12 protein-coding genes are annotated in these 24,319 nt (G+C 39.7%); all 12 read left to right on the forward strand.

Features of this window, described 5'->3' with window-relative positions; translation table 11 throughout:
• Positions 1-8: 8 nt before the first annotated feature.
• On the forward strand, positions 9-2,000 hold the full coding sequence (locus LPB86_RS15060) for a glycoside hydrolase family 97 protein (RefSeq protein ID WP_230645386.1): 1,992 nt from the start codon (positions 9-11) through the stop codon (positions 1,998-2,000).
• A gap of 14 nt (positions 2,001-2,014) precedes the next feature.
• Positions 2,015-3,802 (forward strand): glycoside hydrolase family 2 protein, encoded by a 1,788-nt coding sequence (locus tag LPB86_RS15065; RefSeq protein ID WP_230645388.1) that lies wholly within the window; start codon positions 2,015-2,017, stop codon positions 3,800-3,802.
• Between the two features lie 35 nt (positions 3,803-3,837).
• Positions 3,838-6,561, forward strand: a complete 2,724-nt coding sequence (locus LPB86_RS15070) for a sugar-binding domain-containing protein (protein WP_230645390.1) — start codon at positions 3,838-3,840, stop codon at positions 6,559-6,561.
• Positions 6,562-6,564: 3 nt separating this feature from the next.
• Complete coding sequence (locus LPB86_RS15075) at positions 6,565-7,332, forward strand: hypothetical protein (protein WP_230645393.1); 768 nt, start codon at positions 6,565-6,567, stop codon at positions 7,330-7,332.
• 5 nt (positions 7,333-7,337) lie between these two features.
• Complete coding sequence (locus LPB86_RS15080) at positions 7,338-9,533, forward strand: glycoside hydrolase family 3 N-terminal domain-containing protein (protein WP_230645395.1); 2,196 nt, start codon at positions 7,338-7,340, stop codon at positions 9,531-9,533.
• 69 nt (positions 9,534-9,602) lie between these two features.
• Positions 9,603-13,667, forward strand: coding sequence for a response regulator (locus tag LPB86_RS15085; protein ID WP_230645397.1), 4,065 nt, complete (start codon positions 9,603-9,605; stop codon positions 13,665-13,667).
• Positions 13,668-13,794: 127 nt separating this feature from the next.
• A complete protein-coding gene (locus LPB86_RS15090) occupies positions 13,795-14,985 on the forward strand; it encodes a glycoside hydrolase family 88 protein (RefSeq protein WP_230645399.1) in 1,191 nt (396 codons plus the stop codon).
• A gap of 56 nt (positions 14,986-15,041) precedes the next feature.
• On the forward strand, positions 15,042-16,265 hold the full coding sequence (locus LPB86_RS15095; RefSeq protein ID WP_230645401.1) for a glycosyl hydrolase family 28 protein: 1,224 nt from the start codon (positions 15,042-15,044) through the stop codon (positions 16,263-16,265).
• A gap of 342 nt (positions 16,266-16,607) precedes the next feature.
• On the forward strand, positions 16,608-19,607 hold the full coding sequence (locus LPB86_RS15100) for a TonB-dependent receptor (protein WP_230645403.1): 3,000 nt from the start codon (positions 16,608-16,610) through the stop codon (positions 19,605-19,607).
• A 10-nt stretch (positions 19,608-19,617) separates the two neighbouring features.
• Positions 19,618-21,264 carry a RagB/SusD family nutrient uptake outer membrane protein gene (locus tag LPB86_RS15105; RefSeq protein WP_230645405.1) on the forward strand — a complete coding sequence of 549 codons (1,647 nt, stop codon included), beginning with the start codon at positions 19,618-19,620 and terminating at the stop codon, positions 21,262-21,264.
• Positions 21,265-21,331: 67 nt separating this feature from the next.
• Positions 21,332-22,525: a SusE domain-containing protein gene (locus LPB86_RS15110; protein WP_230645407.1), complete on the forward strand. Its 1,194-nt coding sequence runs from the start codon at positions 21,332-21,334 to the stop codon at positions 22,523-22,525.
• 123 nt (positions 22,526-22,648) lie between these two features.
• On the forward strand, positions 22,649-24,211 hold the full coding sequence (locus LPB86_RS15115) for a DUF4832 domain-containing protein (protein ID WP_230645409.1): 1,563 nt from the start codon (positions 22,649-22,651) through the stop codon (positions 24,209-24,211).
• Positions 24,212-24,319: the final 108 nt, after the last annotated feature.

Here is a 24,319-nt window from a genome sequence, read left to right on the forward strand (position 1 = left end):
AAACAAGCATGAAATATATCTTTAGTACATTTTTAATCTTTACCCTTACCATCAATGCGTTGGGGCAAAAAAAGTATGAGTTAAAGTCTCCTGATGGAAAGTTGATTGTAACTATTTCTTTGAATGACAAAATTAGCTACTCGCTCATACATCATGGAGATACCATATTGAAACCCTCATCGCTTGCGATGGTAATAGATGATGGAATAACCTGGGGCAAAGGCTCTAAACTTAACAGTACAAAAGCTACCAATTTCCATCAAAAAATTAACGCGCATTTTTATAAAAGAAATGAAATTGATGACCATTATAATGAGCTTGTATTTAGCTTCCAGGAGAATTTTAACTTGATTTTCAGATCTTATAATGAAGGGATTGCTTATCGCTTTGTATCCACTGGAAATAAGCCGATTGTGGTAAAAAATGAAGAAGCTGTATTCAGTTTTCCAAAGGATTTTAATGCTTATGTTCCATACGTAAAAGGAAAATTTAAAGATATTGAAAGCCAGTATTTCAACTCTTTTGAAAATGAATACACGTATACCTCCCTTAGTAAAATTAGTGCCGATAAGCTTGCTTTCTCGCCGTTGGTAGTGAGTGTAGACAATGGAAAAAAAGTTTGTTTAGCGGAGGCCGATCTGGAGGGGTATCCTGGCATGTATTTAAGAAATAGCAATGGCTCTACTTCGCTTCAATCTAATTTTGCAGCTTATCCTATGGCTACTCAGCAAGGTGGACACAATGAATTGCAACAATTGGTATCTTCACGTCAGCCTTATCTGGCTAAAAGCAAAGCCGGAGCGAAATTTCCCTGGCGAATTGTGATTGTCTCTACAGAAGACAAGCAATTGGCCGATAATGATATGGTTTATAAACTGGCCGCTCCTTCAAGATTAAAGGATATTTCCTGGATTAAACCTGGAAAAGTGGCTTGGGAATGGTGGAACCATTGGGGAATTTCGAATGTTGATTTTGAGGCAGGTGTAAATACAGCGACTTATCAGGCTTATATTGATTTTGCATCGAAAAATGGGATTGAGTATGTAATTCTGGATGAGGGCTGGGCTGTAAATAAAAAAGCCAACTTGTTCCAGGTAGTGCCTGAAATAGATTTGAAGAAGCTGATTGATTATGCGAAAGCAAAAAGTGTAGGCATTATTTTATGGGCAGGCTATTATGCTTTTGAACGGGACCTGGAAAAGGTGTGCAAGCACTACTCGGAAATGGGGGTGAAGGGTTTTAAGATTGATTTCATGGATCGGGACGATCAACAAATGGTAGATTTCCATTACCGGGCGGCCCAGATAGCAGCAAAGTACAGGCTCATGCTTGACTTTCATGGAACCTATAAACCAACAGGTATTAACCGGACGTACCCAAATGTGATCAATTTTGAGGCTGTTCATGGATTGGAACAGATGAAATGGACCGGTCCGGAGCTGGATCAGGTTACGTATGACGTAACCATGCCTTTTATCCGTATGGTAGCTGGCCCAATCGATTATACGCAAGGAGCGATGCGCAATGCCACTAAAAGAGCCCATCGCGGCATCAATGATCAGCCAATGAGCCAGGGAACACGCTGTCGCCAATTGGCCCAATATGTAATTTTTGAATCGCCATTAAATATGATGTGTGATAGTCCTACCAATTACGAGAAGGAGCAGGAGTGTACCGATTTTATTAGTGCTATTCCGACGGTATGGGACCAAACAGTTGCTTTAGATGGCGAAATAGGAAAATATGTAGCCATTGCCCGGAGAAAAGCAGAGGTGTGGTATGTAGGCGCCACAACGGATTGGGATGCCCGCAAATTAGAATTCGACTTTTCTTTTCTTGGCGAAGGAAATTATGTAGCCGAATTGTACAAAGATGGCGTAAATGCGAACCGCATAGCCACAGATTATAAAAAAGAAACGGTTGCCATTCCTGCCAATCGTAAAATGAGTCTTATGATGGCTCAAGGGGGTGGATTAGCAATGAAAATTTACAAGAAATAATATATACATTTAATATGAAGCTGAAAACATTTTGTTTGGTATTGTCCCTTTCTTTTAGCCTGATCTTTGCTGATGCCAATGCACAGCATACAATGACGAATGTATACGGGCGAAATGTGCAATCGCTTAATGGAAAATGGGATGCGATCATCGATTTATACGATCAGGGCAGGAAAAATAAAATCTTCCTGAATAAAAAGCCGGAAGGTAAAACCGATTTTTATGAATACGCTTTTGAAAATGGATACCTCTTAAATGTCCCTTCGGATTGGAATAGCCAAATGCCTGAACTTAAATACTATGAAGGTACAATTTGGTATGCCCGTCGTTTTGATGTGACTAAAGAAAGAGGCAAGCGTTTGTTCTTGTATTTCGGGGCGGTGAGTTACCGTTGCCGTATTTACCTGAACGGAAAGGAAATTGCTGAGCACGAAGGCGGTTTTACGCCGTTTCAGCTGGATATAACCAATACAGTAAAAGATAAAGATAACTTTTTAGCAGTTGAGGTGAACAACACACGCAGGGTAGATGCAATTCCGGCAATGGCATTTGACTGGTGGAATTATGGAGGCATTACGCGTGACGTTTTTTTGCTGAGTACACCGGAGACCTATATCGATGATTATTTTATTCAGTTGGATAAATATAAAACAGATAAGATTAATGCCAGCGTGAAACTTTCGGAAAAGAAAGCCAATGCTGTGGTAACCATCGAAATTCCTGAACTCCAATTAAAGCAAACACTTAAAACAGATGGCAATGGAGAAGTGAAAACCTCATTTGCCACCAAAAAGCTGAAACGCTGGTCAACAACTTCGCCAACTTTATATAAGGTGAGGGTATCAAGCGAAAACGATCAGGTTGAAGAGCAAATTGGCTTCCGGAACATTTGGGTGAAAGGAGAAAAAGTTTACCTGAATGACAAAGCAATTTTTATGAAGTCTATCTCATTTCATGAAGAAATACCACAAAGAAAAGGGAGGGCCTTCTCAGAAGCAGATGCAGTAGTTTTATTAACGGAAGCCAAAGCTTTGGGCTGTAACATGATCCGTTTAGCACATTATCCTCAGAACGAATATATTGTAAGGATGGCCGAAAAAATGGGCTTTTTGTTATGGGAAGAAATCCCCATTTGGCAGGGTATAGATTTCAAAAACGAGGTTACCAGAGAAAAAGCAGGTAAAATGATGCGGGAAATGGTTCTGCGCGATAAAAACCGTTGTGCTTTAGCTTTTTGGGGTGTAGCGAACGAAACTCAGCCCTCTGAGCCTCGAAACTCATTTTTAAAATATCTGATTGAAACCTGTAAAACGATAGACACCACACGATTAATCACAGCAGCTTGCGATTTGGTTCGTTTTGATAACAAGAGGCAGGTTTTTACAATGGATGATCCTTTTATGAAAGAACTGGATGTGGTAGCAGTGAACAAATACATGGGATGGTACCACCCATGGCCAGTTACACCAGATAAGGCCATCTGGGAGGTAGCCAGAGGTAAGCCTTTAATCGTTTCTGAGTTTGGCGGAGAAGCATTATATGGTAAAACAGGCGATGCTGATTTGGTGAGTTCATGGAGCGAAGATTATCAGGCCACTTTATACAGAGACAATCTGGAAATGTTTAAACATATCCCTAACCTGAGCGGGACTTCTCCCTGGGTACTATTTGATTTTCGTTCACCTTTCCGTTTTCATCCAACCAATCAGGAAGATTGGAACCGTAAGGGCTTGGTATCTGATCAGGGGTACAGAAAGAAAGCCTGGTATTTAATGAAGGAATATTACGATAGTAAGCATTAATGAAAATTGAACATTAAATAGAATAAACACCAACAATGAGGCTATATAGAAACTTAAGTGTAATTTTAATCGTGTTTTTGATGCAAGTCCATGCCTCGAAAGCGCAGACTATTTCTGTAGATTTATCTGGTACATGGAAATTCCAAACTGATGTAATGGATTTCCGCAGGGGCTCTCTATCTCCGAGATATAACCACATTCTGCAAGATCAGATCGAACTTCCGGGTATTACCGATGATAAGCAGGTAGGTTACAAAAATCCTTATCAATATATTGATCGTTTAACAAGGAAATACGAGTATATGGCCCCGGCATGGTACCAGCGCGACATAGAAATTCCGGCTTCCTGGAAAGGAAAAAAGATCTTTATGTATTTTGAACGTACACATTGGCTGAGTTCGATATATGTAGATACGAAAGAGGTGAGTAACATAGATTATATTAGTGTGCCACATAATCATGACTTAACTGCATTTGTTAAACCGGGAAAAACCCATCGCATTACCGTTTGTATCGATAACAGATTTCAGTATAAAACCCACAAATGGGACCATGCGCATACTGAGTTTACCCAGATTAACTGGAATGGCATTTTAGGGGAAATGAAGTTGATGGCGATAGATCCGGTTTATGTGGAAGATCTTCAGGTGTATCCTAACATCTCAGATCATTCCATTAAAGTAAGGTTGCAGATCAATAACGACACAAAAAAGCAATTTAAAGGCAAAGCTTCATTTACCATAAATGGAACAAATTATAGCCTGAAAAATGAGGTAACTGTGGTGGGTAAGGATTCGGTAAACTTTGTTGAAGCCAACATTGCCCTGGGTAAAAAAGTGAAGTTGTGGGATGAATTTAATCCGAATATTTATCAGCTTACTTGTCAGTTAAATACTTCGGATGGTAAGCTAACTTATCAGCATGAGAAAGCTGCTTCTTTTGGCATGAGGGAAGTAAAACAAGGTAAAAACCATGTGCTGATCAATAATAGGCCAGTACACTTGCGAGGCAATGTGGAAAATGCGGTATTCCCGAAAACAGGTTACGCACCGGTAGACGATGCTTCCTGGGAACGCATCATGTTACTGATGAAAGACTATGGCATGAACCATCTACGTTTCCATTCCTGGTGTCCACCTAAAGCAGCCTTTCGCATGGCGGATAAACATGGGATCTATTTTGAAGTTGAAATGCCGATGTGGGGTAAAGATGCCGAGCCTGATGAAGCGAGATATGATTTCTTTCGCCGGGAAATTAAAGCCATTTTGAAAGAATATGGCAATCACCCTTCCTTTGTACTGTATTGTAACGGTAACGAAATTACAGGCAATTTCGATTTTATTGAGGAACTTACCGCTGAAGGCATTAAGTTGGATCCACGACATTTATTTAGCGGTTCTACAGCACGTACCCGGGTAAAATCAGATCAGTATTATGTGTCTCAACAAACCAATAAAGGTCCGGTAAAAGTTTATGAAGGTTTGCCCAATACAGATTGGGATAGAAGTACAGAATCTGATGTGGATGTACCGGTAATCTCTCATGAATCCGGTCAACGTTGTGTGTATCCGAATTTTGAAGAAATCAAAAAATATGCAAATAGTCCGGTAGAGGCCCGAAATTTTGAAGTTTTCAGGGCGATGCTACAGAAGAACGGGATGCTTGATCAGGCAGATGATTTTTTCCGGGCATCGGGAGCCTTGACCGTATTGGAATACAAAGCGGTAATAGAAGCGCTCTTGCGCTCTGCTAAATCTGCAGGTTTTCAGCTTTTGTCCATCAACGATTTTCCAGGCCAGGGTTATGCGCCTGTAGGGATACTTGATCCTTTCTGGGATTCTAAGGGTTTGGTTAGCCCAGCGCAATTCAGGGCATTTTGCGCACCTACAGTTGCTTTGTTGCGCTACGAAAAAAGCAGTTATTTTAATACAGAAACATTTAAAGGCAAAGCAGAGGTTTATAACTTCAGTAATTCGGAAATTAGTAATGCGAAATTAAAGTGGTGGTTAACAGATGAAAGTGGTAAAGTACTTCAAAAAGGAAATCTGAAAAATCAAACTATTGCCAATGATAAAGTTTCGCAAGTGGGCGAATTCTCTATACCATTGAAAGGCATCAACCTTGCTCAAAAACTTAAAGTACATCTGTCGGTTAATGAGCAGATCAAAAACAGTTGGGATATCTGGGTTTATCCGGGTCATCAAAATTTAATGCAGTCTACGGATCAGGTATTGTACACTATGGTTTATGATGAAGCAGCAAAAAAACAGCTTGCCGAAGGTAAATCGGTTGTGCTTTATCCCTCACCAGAGGATGTAAAGGGCCGTAAATCTATGTTTCATAATCACTTTTGGAATCCAATCATGTTTGCCTGGGCCCCAATGACCATTGGAAATTTGGTACACAACGAACAGGCAATATTTAAGGATTTTACCACATCCTATCATACAGACTGGCAATGGTGGGACATTTTGAACAATGCCAAAGTAATTGAAATGCAGGATGCACCAGAAAAGCTCCGTCCATTTATTCAGGTAATTGATAGCTACGACAGTAATAAGAAGTTAGGAATTGGTTTTGAAGCCATAGTGAATGGCGGAAAGCTATTGGTACTGGCTGTTGATACAAAGACTGATATGGATAAACGTCCAGCCACACAGCAACTGCTTTACAGTATTGACAATTATGTAAAAAGCGATAAGTTTTTGCCAGAAGTACAGGTTGAGGAAGCTTTTATCCATTCATTTTTAGCAAAATAAGCGATGTTGAGAAGAGTTATATTAGGATTAGGAATGCTTGCAAGTCAAACGTTGTTGGCACAAGAAATTATTCTGGACCAGAAAGCATCACTGGAACAGGTGTATAAAAAAACTGTTAGAGATGAGGGTTTGTTGCCGATGAATGAGCTTAATCTGGAACTTGGCTACGTGCTCTATCAATCGGAAATTGTAACTCAATCAGAAAGTGAGGAACTGGAGCTGGAAAATGTTAGGGATTACGCCGCAGTATACGTTGATGGGAAATTGATGGGAAGGCTGACAGATGCCGAAAAGAAAATTATACTAAAGATTAGCCCAGGGAAATATCTATTGCAGATTTATGTAGAAAACATAGGAAGGATTACTTATGGTCCGGAGATTACGGACAACTCCAAAGGCTTATTTGGTGCGGTTACTTTAGATGGGAATGAAATAAAAAACTGGCAAATGGTGCCGCTTAATATTAGAAACCATCCTATAAATGAACTGAATTTTGAAAGCCGTAAAGATTTGCAAAGTCCTGGTTTTTATAAGGGTACGTTTGAGTTGGCCATTCTAAAAAACAACTACCTGGATATATCTGGATGGGGAATGGGGGAAGTTTGGATCAATAAAAAATATATAGGGTCTTATTGGGAAGAGGAGAAGCAACGCTCTATTTTAATTCCATCAGAATACCTTATTGAGGGCGAAAATGAGATTATCGTTTTTGAATTAAAGAATACGCTGCAGAAAGCAATGAAATTATCGCAAACACCTGTTTTTAAATAGAAATTATGAAAAAGGTTACCCTACTATTATCCATCATCTTGATGATGATATTTTCAAGTTATAAGCAAGAAAAGCCACTATATAAAGATGCTAAACAGCCTATAGAGAAACGAATTGACGATTTGTTGGCACGTATGAATTTGAAGGAGAAAGTAATGCAGCTCAATCAATTTACGTTGGGAAGAAATGATAACGCCAATAACATGGCAGATCCGGTGGCCGATATTCCGGGGGAAATTGGCTCGCTCATCTATTTTGGAAGCAATGCAGATTTGCGTAACAAAGTGCAAAAAAAAGCGATGGAACAAACCCGGTTAGGTATTCCTATCCTTTTTGGCTATGACGTGATTCATGGTTTTCGCACCATTTATCCGATATCTTTAGGCCAGGCCTGCTCCTGGAATGCTGCGTTGGTAGAAAAGGCATGCGGTGTAGCTGCACAAGAAGCCAGAATGTCTGGCGTGGATTGGACTTTTTCGCCAATGATTGATGTAGCGAGAGATGGGCGTTGGGGTCGCGTTGCAGAAGGATATGGCGAGGATACTTATACCAATGCGGTTTTTACCGTGGCCTCTGTTAAGGGCTATCAAGGAGAAGATCTTTCTAGTGAGCGAAACGTAGCAGCTTGCTTGAAACATTATATAGGCTATGGCGCCTCCGAAGCGGGACGGGACTACGTTTACTCAGAAATTTCTTCACAAACCTTGTGGGACACGTATATGTTACCCTACGAAAATGGGGTGAAAGCGGGGGTAGCAACTTTAATGAGCTCTTTTAATGACATTAGTGGAACTCCGGGATCTGCAAATCATTATACCTTAACAGAAGTATTAAAAAAACGCTGGAAACATGATGGTTTTGTGGTTTCGGATTGGGGCTCTATAGAGCAGCTTCGTCCGCAAGGGATAGCAGGCAGTAAAAAAGAAGCCGCTTTTAAGGCGTTCACAGCTGGTGTAGAGATGGATATGATGAACAGGTGTTACGACGCCCATCTTGAAGAACTGGTTAAAGAAGGAAAAGTGTCTGAAGATTTACTGAATGATGCTGTAAGGCGTGTATTAAGAGTAAAATTTAGGTTGGGATTATTTGATCGTCCATATACGCCTGCTACGACAGAAAAGGAGCGGTTTTATCGCCCGGAAAGTTTAAAGATTGCCGAACAATTGGCTGAAGAGTCAATAGTGTTACTTAAAAATGAAAACAAAGTATTACCCATAAATAATGTCTCTAAAATTGCAGTGATTGGCCCAATGGCAAAGACTAAATGGCATTTGCTGGGCTCTTGGGCTGCTCAAGGTAATTCGGAAGATATTATAACCATTTATGATGCTTTGCAGGCGGAGTATAAAGGGAAAGCAGAAGTTGCTTACGCTTTGGGCTGTGACTTTGATGGAAAGGACAGAAAAGATTTAGAGGAAGCAAAAGCTTTAGCCGCAAAATCTGATCTGATTGTACTGTGTTTGGGTGAGAAGAAAAATTGGAGTGGAGAGAATGCTTCACGTTCTACTATTGCATTGCCGCAAATACAGGAAGAGCTGGCTATGGAACTTAAAAAGTTAGGAAAGCGGGTAGTCCTTGTGCTCTCAAATGGTCGCCCTCTGGAACTGAGCCGGCTGGAACCCATTAGTGATGCTATTTTGACGATGTGGCAACCTGGAACTCCGGGAGGCAAGCCACTTGCCGGCGTATTATCCGGCCGTGTTAATCCCTCTGGCAAACTGGCAATGACCTTTCCTTATTCAACTGGTCAAATCCCCATTTATTATAATTACAGACAAAGCGCCCGCCCGCATCAGGGAAAATATCAGGATATTCAAAGCACACCCTTATATGAATTTGCACATGGATTAAGCTACACTACTTTCGGGTACGGAGAATTAAAAGTTTCTGTATCTAAATTAAAACGGGGCGACAAACTAACGGTTGAAATTCCGGTGACCAATATGGGAGACCGGGACGGGGTAGAAACGGTACACTGGTTTATACAAGACCCGGTTTGTACGATATCGCGCCCCGTAAAGGAACTTAAATATTTTGAGAAACAGTTGCTGAAAAAAGGAGAAACAAAGTTGTATAAATTTGAAGTAAACCTTGAACGTGATCTTAGCTTTGTAAATGGTGAAGGACAACGCTTTTTAGAAAGTGGAGAATACAATATTATGGTAAAGAATAAAAAAATTAAAATAGAAATTGTAGATTGATGCTTTGCGCTGCTAATGGGATGAATAAATCTGATAGCTTCCTAACAGCTAAAAAACAAATTTAAACAGATGAAAAAATGCATCCTTGTTACTAGTTTTATTCTTTTTTTTCAAATTGCTTTTGCCATAGATATTACCAGGTATAGGTTTCATTTAATGCCGGAAACTTCTTACTATGGTGGTATACAGAGTATTGCTAAGGACAGTTTGGGAAGAATGTGGTACACTGGCCCTGATGCACTTTTTATGTACGATGGGAATAGCTTTTATCAATTAAATGATATTGTTTTTGCCACTCAACCAAAATTAAAATGGGGTTATGGCTCATTGATTAGGAATAAAAAGGGGGATTTGTTTCTTGGGACGGGGCATGGTTTATTAAAATTCAATTATCAGAAGTTTTCTTTCGATTTAGTGGCTTCTGGTAAAATCCGCTCATTATGTTTAAATGACGACGGTACCTTGTGTATGTTGACGGGGGATAGTGTGAAATGCTATGATCCACGAAGCCGGAAGACAATTGGTTTTGCGTTGCCAAAAAATCAGTCTTTTAACCACATTATTAGTTTAAAGGGAAATATTTTTATTACTCAAAATGCCACGCTTTACAAAATAGAATTTTCTAAACACCGTTTGGTTCCCTTTGTAGATTTTGGTACAAATACTGTGATTGATGGTTTAGCATACCGCGGTATGTATTATTTCCTTACTCAGCGTGGCGGGATTCATGTTGCTGATGCCAGCGGCAGGTTGAAAAATACAATTCCGGTAGTGATAGCTGGAAATCAATCTGTATTAACGAAGAAATTATTTATAGACCAAACGGGGGTGATATGGGTAGCTACCCAGGCAGGACTTTTCTTTTATGATCCAGTTAAGGAGAGCAGTAATTTTTTGCGAATGAATTTGAATGATGCATTTTCATTGCCTAACAATTCAATCTGGACCATCTATCCAGACCCGGATCAAGGTGCATGGATTGGTACATATGGAGGTAAAATTGCTTATTGTTCTCTTTACGATGCGCAGGTTAGATATTTTAGACCAAATCCGGGCGGGCTTAATCATCCGATAGTGAGCGGTTTTCAGGAAGATCATTTAGGGAACATTTGGATTGGAACAGAAGGTGGGGGGGTGAATTATTGGAACCGGCAAAGCGATTCATTCAGCCATTTTTTAAAGTCGCAGCGCAACTCACCAAATTCAAATATGATTAAGCGTTTGAAGTTTGATGTGGAAAGTAAACATTTGTCTATTTCGGCATTTAGCGGTGGTGTGGGTACATACGACCTAGGCAGCAAGCTATTCGAAAGTTTTAATTTTCTTTCTCCGGAAAGCAGAGAGCCGCTAACGGTGTATGATTTTGCACAAGACAATGAGGGCACGTGGTGGATGAGTGATCCTGATAAATCATTTTTTTACCGTAAGAAACCGCAAGCTGAAATAGAAATAGTGAACGTGAGGGGAAGCAAAGGTGAAAAGTTGAATTTAGAAGTAGAAGTGTTGTATGTAAATAAGGAAAATCAACTGTGCCTGGTTACGCATCAAGGCTTTTTTATTGTAGATAGAAATACATTAAAAGTGTTAAAAAGTTACCTGATTAAAGATGCTTCTTATTCTGCTAATTACCTCTGTAGTTTTAACCTGGCTTCTAATGGCGATTTATGGTTTGGTACTTTAGGCAAAGGCGTAAATGTGCTGAAAAGCGATGGAACCTATATCAATTACAGTGCTGAGAATGGCTTCCCGGCTAAAATGGTGTTCGGTATACTGGAAGACAATACATCGAAAAATATGTGGCTTAGTACAAGCGACGGACTTTACTTCTACGACCGGAAGTTGAAAAGATTTGAAAAGGCGAGATTTTATCAGGAAAACAATTGTGGGTCTTTTTATATCCGTTCTGCATACAAGACTGCAAAAGGAGAAATGCTTTTTGGTGGCACCAACGGTTTTATGCTCTTTGATCCAGCTTATTTAAATAAAAACCCACAGAAACCAAAAGTGTTTTTTACAGGTTTTTTTGTGAATAATAAGCAGGTGACCATACATTCGGAGCACTCTCCTTTAACTAAAGATATAGCCAGTCTTTCAAATAAAGAAGAAAATAGGATACGACTTTCCAGTCAGGAATCTAATGTAGAAATCAGGTTTTCTGCAAATAGTTATCTGTCGGCGGATAAGAACCAATTTGCTTACCGAATGGTAGGACTGGGTGGAAAATGGCAGATAGGGCATGCAAACCAAAAATCTGTGCAGTTTCTTAATCTGCCTGGCGGCGACTACACTTTCGAAATTAAGGCTTCTAATAACGATGGGCTGTGGGGAGATCAGATATCAAGGTTATATATTCATGTAGATCCGCCTTTTTTCCTTTCATGGTGGGCCTATTGTCTTTACGTCCTAATAGTTATTTCGCTGCTGTTTTTCATTGCCAGATACTACACCAATAAAAAAGTTTTTAAGGAAAGATTGGCACTGGAAGCTTTAAAGGAGCAGAATATGCGCGAACTGAGCCAGGCTCGTACAGATTTTTTTACGAATCTTTCTCACGACCTCAAAACTCCTTTAACCTTGGTTATTCAACCTTTAAAACAGTTAAAGGAGACACTTTCTGCAAATGAGAGTGCAATTGGATACATGGGTTTGATAGAAAAGAATGTATCCAGGATACAGCGGATGATCAGCCAGCTGTTACGTTTTCGTGAAATTGAAAGTCAGAAGATTACCCTTAATCCTCAAATTGGCGATTTCATCAACTTTGTGAGAGATCTTTTTGGCCTCTTTGAACTTTACGCCAATAAGAAGGGGATTGAGACCAACATCTCCGCACAGAAGGATAATCTGTTTGTTGCCTTTGATTATGATGTAATAGAAAAAATATTGACTAACCTGTTTTCGAATGCATTAAAATATACACCTAACAAGGGCTATGTCGGCGTACGTATTTATACTGCTACAGAGGATGAAAAAGACAGGTTATCTGAGTTAGATATGCAGGAAACTGAATATGTTTCTATTGAAGTTTTAAATAGTGGTGATGGGTTTTCTGAAGAACAGATTGCTAAACTTTTTACTTCATTTAATCGCCTGTCTTCACACCGGCCTACTTTTGAGGAGAGTTCTGGTTTGGGGCTTGCCATTGTGAAAGAACTGGTTGATGTATTAGGAGGTAAAATATGGATGGTAAACAAGATGGACAAAATCTCATTCACCATTATATTGCCGCTGAAAAAGCAGGCTAGTTCTGGAGATATGCAGTCGAATGTATATGATTATACAATTTCTGAAATCGACGATATTATTATGCAGGATATAGCGGAACCTGAAAGTGGAGGCACCAGTGCAAGGAAGGCGAATAGTATATTGCTGATTGACGATGATCTGCAGATGCGCGCCTATCTGGAACAACGATTGGCTGAAAAGTATAATGTTTATACCGCAAGTGATGGGGTAGAGGGCCTGATTAAAGCGGAGAAGATTTATCCTCAATTGATTATTACAGACTTGATTATGCCAAATCGTAATGGTTTGGAGGTATGCAGTAGTTTAAGAAAGAATTTCAAGACCAGTCATATTCCTATTATCATGATTTCTGGCAATGGAGATGACAACCAAAATAAAATTAGGGCCCTGGAGTATGGTGCCAGTGTATTTATTGATAAACCTTTTGATGTTGATTATCTATTGCAACAAATGGAAACCATTTTAAAGAACCAACAAGAACTGAAAGAAAAATATAGCAAAAGGATATCTGTAGACCCATCTAACGTAACGGTGACTTCTATGGACGAAGAGCTGCTTAGAAAAGCGATGAAAGTTATTGAAGAGAATATTGCCAATGCCAATTATTCTGTAGAAGACTTTGTGTCTGACATGAATGTAGGCAGGACTATTTTGTATCAAAAAATCCATGATATTGTGGGCATGTCTATTAAGGAATTTATCCTGAATGTTCGTCTGAAAAGAAGTGCATACCTGCTGGAAAAATCAGATTTGACTGTCGCGGAAGTGGCTTATCAAACCGGTTTTAACAACGCAAAATATTTCAGTGTATGTTTCAAAAAGCAATTTGAATTGAGTCCCTCTGAATTTAAGAAAAAGACATCTGCCAGTTTAGATAAGAAAAACTAAATATTTTGCTTCATTTTTTCCTGGCGTACGAAAGAGAACCATTTTTGTACAAAAGTGAACCTTTGAGCATAGCGTTTATGCTAGTTTTGATAATACTATCAACCAATATTTCCAAAATATAAACTGAATGAACAATAAGCGGACACAATTTTTACTGCTATTTCTGGTAGCAGTATTCACATTTGGGCGAGTTAGTGCTCAACCTTTAAAAGAAATAGTGAATAAGGCTTTTCAAAATGCAGAGCAGCAGAGCCTTTTAATGGCCAAAAAGTACGAAAACCAACCAGGAAGCTTACCTAAATCTTTCGAAAACGGAAAAGATACTTTTTCAGATTCAAGATGGTGGTGTAGTGGTTTTTTTCCTGGTTCACTGTGGTATTTATACGAAAATAATAAAAATGAGCAATTACTTAGGTACGCCAAGCTTTACACAGATAGAGTAGAAAGAGAGAAATATACCACCGATAATCATGATGTTGGTTTTATGCTGTATTGTAGTTTCGGGAATGGCTTACGTATTACTGGTGAAGAGCGTTATAAAGAAGTGTTATTAACTGGTGCTAAATCGTTAGCGACTCGCTTTGATCCTAATGTTGGGTTGATTCGTTCCTGGGATCACAACAGGGAGGTGTGGCAGTATCCTGTAATTATTGATAACCTGATGAACCTGGAACTTTTGCTTTGGGCCGCAAATTATTCAAAAGACAGTAGCTTTAAAATAATGGCCCTTTCTCATGCTGATAAAACGATGAAACATCACTTTCGCCCTGATTATAGCTCTTATCATGTGGTGTCATACGATTTAAAATCTGGCATTCCCCATAAAAAGCAAACACACCAGGGTGCTGGAGACGAGTCTGCATGGAGCCGTGGGCAGTCCTGGGGTTTGTACGGCTATACCTATCTCTATAGGGAAACCAAAGACAAACGGTATTTGGAACAAGCAAAGCGGATTGCAAATTACCTTATCAACCATCCACAAATGCCGAAAAATTTTATTCCTTACTGGGATTACAATGCGCCGCAAATCCCCAATGCTCCTCGTGATGCTTCTGCAGCTTGTGTGATGGCATCAGCATTAATAGAACTAAGTGATTTTGTAGAGCCTGAATTAAAAAAGAAATATATGCAGGTTGTGGATGTTCAGATCAGGACCTTATCATCTGATGAATATACCGCGAAACTGGGTGAAAACGGAGACTTTATACTGAAGCATAGTACAGGGGCATATCCTTTTAAATCTGAAATTGATGCCCCGCTTAGCTATGCAGATTATTATTACCTTGAAGCTTTGACCCGATTAAAGAAACGGTTATAAAAAACATCAATTCAATAGTGGAAAAGGTATTGTCTCTTTTAAATAAATTTATATCAATGTCAATCTTCAATAAAGCTTTACTAATGCTTTGCATGTGCATGTACAGTTTCAGTTTTTTGTTTGCTACTGAAATCAGGAAATCTAATGAGACTTTTATTAGCCCAAATATGTATAAAACCGGCAGCCAATCTGAGCGGATACAGCGGGCTATAAATGATGCAATGAAAACTACTGGAAAAGTTGTAATACCAAAATACGATGCGGTTACAAAGACAAGTGTATGGCTGATAGACAAGGCTATACTTCTGCCCGGTGACTTTGAGCTGGAGCTTAATAATTGCAAAATTAAATTATCGGACAAATGCAGGGATAATTTTATTAGATCTGCAAATGCGGGTTTGGGAATTAAGAATATTGAACCTTTAAGGAACATTAAGGTTGTTGGGATAGGTAATGTATTACTGGAAGGTGCGAGTAATCCTAGAGCTACTGGAGACCACAATAAAACGCTATCTACAAATCCGGCTGGGTATGCACAATCTTATGGCAGCGATGCAGGAAAGTCTGGTGAAAATCAAAAGGGTGGATGGCGAAATCATGCTATTATACTGGCCTATATAGATGTGTTTGAAATAAGTGGTATAACCTTGAAAGATTACCATGCGCATGGTTTGGTGTTGGAACGCAGTACCAATGGCACTGTTAAAGATATCACTTTTGAGGTGAGGCAGGCAGTTAATATTGCTGGCGTAGAAAAGCAGGTTTTAAATCAGGATGGCCTGGGCATACGTTTTGGATGTAAGAATATCATCATCACAAATTGTAAAGGGAAAAGTGGAGATGATTTTATCAATATCGGTTTAACTGACACGGGAGTAGCTGGTGGTGAAGAGAATGTAAATGTAGTAAGTGGTTCTGTTTACGCTGGCGAATTGGATAACATCTCCAATATTTACCTTCAGAACTGGCAGGACTTCTACTCCATTTCGCACCGTGCTATTCGCATTATGTCGGTGGGTAAACTCGGAATAAGCAATGTTTTTATAGAAAACATGATCATTAATCCTTTGTCTAAACAGGGACTTGTTGTTGAACATGCAGAAAACGTAAAAGGGCTAATGGTGAGGAATATTGTTAGCCATCATTCAATTAAAGCAAAAGGAATAACTGAAGCCAGTTTTAGAGATATTTTTTACATAGGTGAGGGAGTAGCTATAGATATTGAAAAAAGTGATGGTGTGGTGGTAGACAACGTGAAAAATATTAGGAAGCAAAAATAATTTAGGGCTTAAATGCGGATAATTCCTCATTTGTACAAAACCAAACCATTTTCGTACAAAAGTGAACCCTCCGAATAGATTAGGACTTTAGTTTTGTCTTAACCAAGATAACAACCAAATAGTGTATGAAAACTAACCAATTAATAGCCCTGGCTATTACTAATGAAGGGGATAATTTAAAAGAGATTATCCAAAGACTTCTCAGAAAATCTAATCATCAGTTTTTAAATTCAATTCTGCTTTGCAACTATCGGCGGCGAGAATAGTAGTTCGATTTTTATTCAGTTATTGAAAGAGAAGATACTGATTGTAAAGTTTTAATCTAAACCAAAATAAATCTAAATGTTAAAAAAATTACACATTAAGCTCAAGAGCTGTTTAATGGTTGTTGGGGTGTTACTGCTGGCAACAAATTATGGCTATTCACAAAAAACAGACCTCATTACTGTTAAAGGGAAAGTTACTGATGACAAGGGGGAGGGACTGATTGGGGTTTCAGTACTCGTTAAAGGAACTGCTAAAGGAACATCTACGGATAACAATGGAAATTATGCTGTAGAGGCTCCAGCCACTGCTACTCTAGTTTTCTCTTACATTGGTTTCGATGCCCAGGAAATTAAAGTTAATCCATCTGGAATTTTAAATGTGAAGATGTCCGGAGATAAATTACTCGATCAGGTAGTAGTAGTGGGATATGGTACGGCTAAAAAGAAAGATCTAACCGGGGGATTGGCGGTAGTAGGTAAAGATCAGTTGGGGATGGTTTCTACACCAAACTTGATGGATAGATTGGTAGGCCAGGTTGCCGGTTTCAGTATTACAACTGGTAATGCAGCACCTGGTGCAGCCCAAACCTTGGTAATCCGAGGGGAAAATTCTCTTTCCGCTGATAACAATCCACTAATCATTTTGGACGGAATTCCGTATAGTGGTGCTCTGGCTGACCTGGATCCAAACAACATTGAGAATTTGAGTATTTTAAAGGATGCTTCTGCAGTTGCCATTTATGGGTCGCGCGGGTCTAACGGTGTAATCCTGATACAAACTAAAAGAGGATCATTAGGTCAAGCTCAGGTTTCTTATCGTGGACAGCTGGGCGTAGCTGAACCGATGCAACAAATAGAGGTGATGGGGCCAAATGAATATATCCGTTTTCAACAAGATATTGGAAGGCTAAGACAAGGATACACAGGCTCTTTACTAGATCCTGTAGCTGGAGACATCATCAGTGTTACTGAACGTGGAAATTATATCAATGGCATCACTAACAATTGGCAGGACTATATTTTTAGATCAGCAATCAGCATGGACCATCAGTTGAGTATTTCGGGCGGAACAGAAACTACAAAATATATGGCCTCTCTGGCTGCCCTGGACCAGGATGGAGTGGTATATAATTCTCGTTTGTCCAGATTAAACATGACGACCAATCTTGATCAAACTTTTAACAAGTGGTTGACCATTGGCATAGGTATGCAGTTTACGCAGAGGAGCGACGGAGGTATTACGCCGAATATAGAACATGCCATAAAGCAAAGCCCCTATGGTAGTTACAAAGATGCCTCAGGTAATTATGTTCCGGAGCCGATGGAATATTCTCTTATTGCCAATCCGATGCGAAATGTAAATGCCATTCAGGATAGGGTTAACCGCAACTTTTTTCTTTCTGGTTATGCCAATATACTACTGCCGGTAAAGGGACTGTCTGGAAGATCAAACTTTGGGTATAATTACAGAAGCGGTTTTAACGGAACTTACTATGGACGTAATACTTTTGATGGTAGAGAACAAGCTGGTTTAGTGGGAGGTAGTGCTTCGATCAGCAATTCGCACTATACTGACTATACCTGGGAAAATATACTGAAATACGAGCGCGAATTGGGTGATCACCGTTTTGATGCTACTGGTCTTTTTAGTATTCAGCAAACTAAAGCAATTGCGTCATCTCAAAGTGGACAAGGTTTTGTGACGGATGACACCGAATACTTCATGCTGGGTAAAGCTGAACGTAATATTGCTAACAGTTCGGGATTGGAAGAAACCGCATTGCTTTCATATATGGGTCGTTTAAACTACAGTTATAAAGGTAGATATCTATTAACGTTAACCGGCCGTTCGGATGGTGCCTCTGTTTTTGCGATAAATAATAAATATGCGTTTTTCCCTGCTGCTGCCGCTGCCTGGCAAATAGGTGAAGAAAGTTTTCTGAAAGATAAATTGAGTTGGTTAAGTATGTTAAAATTACGTCTCTCTTATGGCGCTAATGGTAACCAGGCCATACCTCCATATCGATCACTGGATCGTTTATACTCAAACGTGAAGTACATATTTGGTGATACTGGAACACCGATAAATACGGCATATTTAGCTGGTGATGGTGTGGGTAACCCAAACCTGAAATGGGAAACTACTTATTCTACCAACATAGGACTGGATTTCCAATTGTTTAAAAACAGACTGGGTGGTACCATTGACGTATATCAATCAAGAACAACAGATTTGTTAATGACACGTACTGTACCCATCATGAACGGATACAGCAGAATTTATGATAACATCGGGGAAACTCAGAATAGAGGTTTCGAAGTAACATTAAACACCGTTAACATCGATAAGAAAGATTTTAAATGGAGCTCGACAGCAGTTTTTTCGCTGAACCGCGATAAAATTGTAGAATTAAGAGGGGATGGGAAAGACGACATTAACAACAATTGGTTTATAGGTAAGCCGCTAAGGGTATTTTATGATTATAACATGGTTGGTATTTGGCAAACAGGAGAACAATACTCCTCACAACCGGGGGCGGCGGCTGGTGCCGCTAAGCTGGAAGATGTAGACGGTAATGGCGTGATCAACATCAATGACAGGAAAGTTATTGGCTCTAAAAATCCACGTTACAATGCATCCTTTGCCAATAGATTAAGTTACAAGAATTTTTATGCCTCCGCTCTGGTAACAGGGGTTTTTGGAGTGTGGCGTGACGATCATATGGCCAACATGGGTGCCTGGACTTTCGGAATTACCAATTACGTACACGATGCTAATTATTGGACACCAGAGAATCCAAATGCGACTATTGTTTCTCCGGGGTATCTTAATAGCCAGGGACATGGTTATTACAAAAAAGTAAATTATGTGCAAGTTAGAAATATCACTTTTGGATACAAGATCCCTCAAAATATAGCTAAAAAGGTAGGTTTGAGTGGTGTTGACATCAATGCCAGTGTTAATAATTTGCATACCTTCTCTAACATCAGGCAGGTACTTAATTACGACAACACCTGGATGGCTTCTTTTCCAACAGCACGTTCTTATATGTTCGGTCTAAATGTGAACTTCTAACATTACAAAAATGAAAAATATTATAACAACAAGTATTGCACTTATTATACTGGTCTCGCTGGGTGGCTGTAAAAAGTTTTTAGAAGAAGAGTTAAAAACTGAATTGGCTCCAAGTAATACTTATACAAGTACTTATGGTTTTGAAGTTGGGAGTGCTGGATTTTATGCACTTACCCGTTCTGAATATAATACATATGGCGAAGGCGGCGCATATATCCACAACGGAGCTGCTCCTTATGAAGCTTTGCAAGCCGCCACGGATATTGCAGACGCAATTAATAGTGATGCCTCTTTAATGGCTTTTGCTAACTTAACGCTTTTGCCAACAGAGCGGTTTGTGAGCACCTATTGGAACTGGGCCTACAGCTTGATTGCTTCGGCGAATTTGATGCTTGTTTATTCTGAAAAGAACACCAACTGGGATTCGCCGACAGATAAAGTACGTTTCCAGGCCGAAGCTCGCTTTTTCAGAGCCTATGCTTATCGTACCTTAGTCTATCTTTACGGAGATGTACCTTATGTAGAAACCATATTGTACGATTTTAAGCTGAATTTTACCCGTACACCAAAAGCGGAAGTGATAGGGCATATGGTAGACGACTTAAAATTTGCGGTAGACAATCTCCCAATCAATCCAGATCAGGTAAAAGACGGCAAATTAACCAAGTGGGCTGCAAGTCATTTATTAAGCGAAATCTATTTATTGCAGGGTGATTATGTTGCTGCGGAACAAGCTGCATTGGCTGTTATTAATAGTGGGCGCTATGGTTTGATGAAAACCAGATTTGGCGTTAACAAAGATAAAGCCGGGGATGTTTTTAATGATTTGTTTTTAGAGAATAACCAGAATAGATTGGGTACAGCTGCCAATAGAGAAAGTATTTGGGTATTGCAATTTCAATTTAACGTTATAGGTGGAGGTACCAACTCTGATGATTGGACGCGTAGAGCATGGATACCAAATTACTCTTCCATAACTGGTTTTGCTTTGGCGGATACCTTAGGTGGTAGAGGTGTTGCACAGTTAGTGCCTATGAAATGGTGGACAGGAACAAACGGCACGAATGCAGATGGAAATGTTACCGGTATTTTTGGTGCTACAGACATCCGGAATTCAAATTATAACATTAAACGTAGTTGGTATTATAACAATCCTAGTGAAACTGCTTTATTTGGCAAAAAGGCCAATATTACAGAACAAACTTGGTTTAGTACCAAAACGTTATTTCCGGCCATTACTAAGTTTTTTTACGGACGCGCCGAGAACTTAAGCTTAACTGGTAGTTATAAGGATAGGATGAAATTCCGTTTAGCCGAAACCTATCTGCTTTTAGCTGAAGCATATTTGGGGCAGAACAACCCTCAGAAGGCAGCTGATGCCGTGAATGAGGTGCGCAGAAGAGCTAATGCTACTGATGTGGGAGCTGCTCAAATGGACATGGATTTTCTTTTGGATGAACGCATCCGGGAACTGGTGGGTGAAGAAAGCAGAAGGTTTACGCTTGTGCGGACCAAAAAATATGTTGATCGTGTAAAGGCTCATAATCCGGCAATCCAGAATAAGGTAACCGAAAATCATGCGCTGTGGCCAATTCCTCAATCCATTAGAGATGCCAACCGGGATGCACCATTCCCTCAGAATCCAGGTTACGACTAAGAGGAAGCACAATACCTTGCCTCTAAATGATTATAGAATTAAAATAGAAAAATGATTTAACAACATCATGAAAAGTATAAACTATTTACATAAAACTTTATTGTCTTTGAGCTTAGTGCTTTGTTTTTTTGCCTGTAAAAAGGACGTTAAAGACATTGAAAAAGTGCAGGAAAAAATGGAGCTTAAAGCTTCATCTACTGCCATTGCCCTGGATGAAAATAACCTGTCTAAAGGTATAGTTACCTTTACATGGGAGCCTGCCAGAGCACAATCGGACGATCATTTGGTGACCTATACAACGAGGTTAGACGTAGTGGGTAATAACTTCGGTACATCAACCGCCATTATGAATTATGAAGATGATGGCGTGTACGGTAGGAGCTTTACTTCAGAACAATTGCAAAATTGGGCAAATGAAAAATGGAAAATTCCAGCTAATCAGACTTTTACATTGGAGTTTAGGGTTGTTGCCGAATGGGAAGGCGGATCTACATTTGAAGCTCCGGAAGTACGGACGATGAGAGTTAATGTTACACCAATTAAAACCATCGTGTTCGATGCGGATAAGGTGTTTTTGGCCGGGAGCGCAATTTTAGGTAGTACCAGGATTGAGATGCCTAAAACACTTGAAAATGCAAATCAGTATGCCTATGTCCTAAATCTCCAGCCGGGGGATTTAGAAATTCCTGTAGAATATAAAGGAGCTACTAATTATATAGCAACCGCTGATGGAGTTACAGCTTTGAAAGACGGCACAGCAGTGGCTATTAAAACACGTGAAAATGCTTTCGGGTGGAAAATTGAAACCGCTGGGAAGTATCGTGTGGTGGTGAACATGCAGAAAGCCACCGCCACAATTTATTCTCCAGCCCAGGATCTTAAACCGGCTTCTGTGAACTGGATACTTAATGCGGTTGCAACTACAACAGAAGTTAATGCATTGTGGACTTACGGTGAGCCTACAGGCTGGGCTTGGAGAGCTGGTAGTTGGACACAAAGTCTTGCTGACCCACAAATATTTGTTTACTCGGGACCAGCTTTGACTGGCAGGACAAAATTTGGTGTTGCTCCAACTAACCAAACGTATGTATATACAGGGAATAATACCGCTACGAACACAGCTGTTACACTGGGTATTTCGTACACTGTATATAGTGGCTACAGCAGTAGTGAACGTGACGCGTATTTCAGTCTGCCTTCTGGTACTAACTTTATGGTTCTGGATCTTAGAAACAGAACATACGTTGCCACAAAGCGTTAATTACGGTTTCCAATGAAATTAATAGCGTATTGTCATATCTGGCATGTAAGAATTCAGTAAGATGTGGCAATACTCTCAAAATAGGTTTTTTGACTTTGAGTAGTCAACATAAATTATTTACAGATGAAGAAAATAAACTATAAAATAATGGGCTTAAAATCAATTTCGATGGCCCTATGTATTATGCTTTTTGCTTGCAAAAAGAATTCGGATAATGATACAAAGGAATTTGAGGGAACACTTGTAAAACCTAGCTACAATAGAAGTACTACTTTTCGTAATCCACTAAATGGCTGGGTAATGTATGGATCGGGGTCAGGTGTACCTGCTTATTGGGATACTGAATATTATGTCCCTGATTTGGGAAAAAGGGTTAAGGCGATAGACTATGCCTCTGCTTGTTACATTCGAACAAGTTGGGCTACATTTAATCCGTCTAACGGGGTATATGCCTGGAGAGACCCGAGTACTGCACTTTATAAGATGATCAAAGGAGCTGAAAGCCGGGGTTTGCCAATCGCTTTTCGTGTTGTTGTAGATGGACGTGACCAAGGCTTGAACACGCCACAATTTGTATTTGATGCCGGTGCAAAATATTATGTTGAGAATGCTTCTTTTCCCAACCGTAAAACACCTTATCCTCAGGATGCAATTTTTAGGCAGCACTACGCAAAGTTTATTGAAGAGCTGGCAGCAGATTTTAATGATCCGGTTAAAACATCGTTTATTGATGCGTATGGTTTAGGTAAATGGGGCGAAGCGCATAACGTTATTTATGCAGATCCGAATACTCCCGCGGGACAAAATACGGAAGTGGCTAAAGAGGAAGTTATAGATTGGGTTTCAGATCTGTATGTGCGGACATTTACAAAGATACCTTTGGTGATAAACTATCACCGGGTAGTTGGAGATCCGGTTAGCTGGGGTTCTGTAAACCCAAATACCGACAGGTTATTAAACAAAATGATTAACAAAGGATACAGCCTTAGACAGGATGCCTTTGGAATGACTGATTACTACCAAAGCTGGGAAAAGGCTTTTGCTAAAGCCTGGAATTTTAAACGCCCAATCCTGATGGAAGGCGGATGGATTACAAGTGGCACGCACCGTTATTGGATAGATCCAAGTGGTAAATATAGAGAGGGACACCCGGAGGATGTGAGAAAGGGGGAGTTTGACGCCTCATTAGAAGCGGCTGTAAATATGATGGATTTCCGCATTGGAGATATTGAAAGTTGGTTTGCTAATTCCTTTTCTCTAGTACAACGTTTTATTTCTGAAGGAGGCTATCGTATATATCCGGATCAGATTTATTTGCCAGAGCAAGTGAGCGGTAGTGCTGAAACGACTATTACCCACCGCTGGAGAAATATGGGCTGGGGTTATTTACCTAACAATATTCCGCAATGGAATTTTAAATATAAGGTGGCATTTGCTTTATTGGATGCCAATGGCAGCGTGAAGAAGGTTTATGTTGATAAAAATAGCGAGCCTTCTGCCTGGCTGAAGAATGCCCCGGTAAGATACGAATTCAAAACTACTTTGGGCGTGCCAGCAGGAAGCTACACCTGGGCTGTAGCAATTGTTGATACTACTAAAGATAACCAACCAGGAATAAGGCTGGCGGTTAATGGCGACATTACTGCTGATGGCTGGTTGAAGCTAATGAATGTGCAGGTACAGTAAAAAAATATAAACCTGTATTGTTAAAGAGGATGTGTCAAAATTATGATTTGATGCATCCTCTTTTTTAATAGATTAAGGTAATTGCGTAAAATAGCATTCTATGGCTTT

This window comes from Pedobacter sp. MC2016-14 (genome assembly GCF_020991475.1).
Classification (GTDB): domain Bacteria; phylum Bacteroidota; class Bacteroidia; order Sphingobacteriales; family Sphingobacteriaceae; genus Pedobacter.

Bases quoted from the DNA above. Each gene is read 5' to 3' on its own strand.
- LPB86_RS15105 (WP_230645405.1), top strand. From the start codon at position 19,618: ATGAAAAATATTATAACAACAAGTATTGCACTTATTATACTGGTCTCG.
- LPB86_RS15065 (WP_230645388.1), top strand. From the start codon at position 2,015: ATGAAGCTGAAAACATTTTGTTTGGTATTGTCCCTTTCTTTTAGCCTG.
- LPB86_RS15115 (WP_230645409.1), top strand. From the start codon at position 22,649: ATGAAGAAAATAAACTATAAAATAATGGGCTTAAAATCAATTTCGATG.
- LPB86_RS15085 (WP_230645397.1), top strand. From the start codon at position 9,603: ATGAAAAAATGCATCCTTGTTACTAGTTTTATTCTTTTTTTTCAAATT.
- LPB86_RS15060 (WP_230645386.1), top strand. From the start codon at position 9: ATGAAATATATCTTTAGTACATTTTTAATCTTTACCCTTACCATCAAT.
- LPB86_RS15110 (WP_230645407.1), top strand. From the start codon at position 21,332: ATGAAAAGTATAAACTATTTACATAAAACTTTATTGTCTTTGAGCTTA.
- LPB86_RS15075 (WP_230645393.1), top strand. From the start codon at position 6,565: ATGTTGAGAAGAGTTATATTAGGATTAGGAATGCTTGCAAGTCAAACG.
- LPB86_RS15095 (WP_230645401.1), top strand. From the start codon at position 15,042: ATGTCAATCTTCAATAAAGCTTTACTAATGCTTTGCATGTGCATGTAC.
- LPB86_RS15070 (WP_230645390.1), top strand. From the start codon at position 3,838: ATGAGGCTATATAGAAACTTAAGTGTAATTTTAATCGTGTTTTTGATG.
- LPB86_RS15100 (WP_230645403.1), top strand. From the start codon at position 16,608: ATGTTAAAAAAATTACACATTAAGCTCAAGAGCTGTTTAATGGTTGTT.
- LPB86_RS15080 (WP_230645395.1), top strand. From the start codon at position 7,338: ATGAAAAAGGTTACCCTACTATTATCCATCATCTTGATGATGATATTT.
- LPB86_RS15090 (WP_230645399.1), top strand. From the start codon at position 13,795: ATGAACAATAAGCGGACACAATTTTTACTGCTATTTCTGGTAGCAGTA.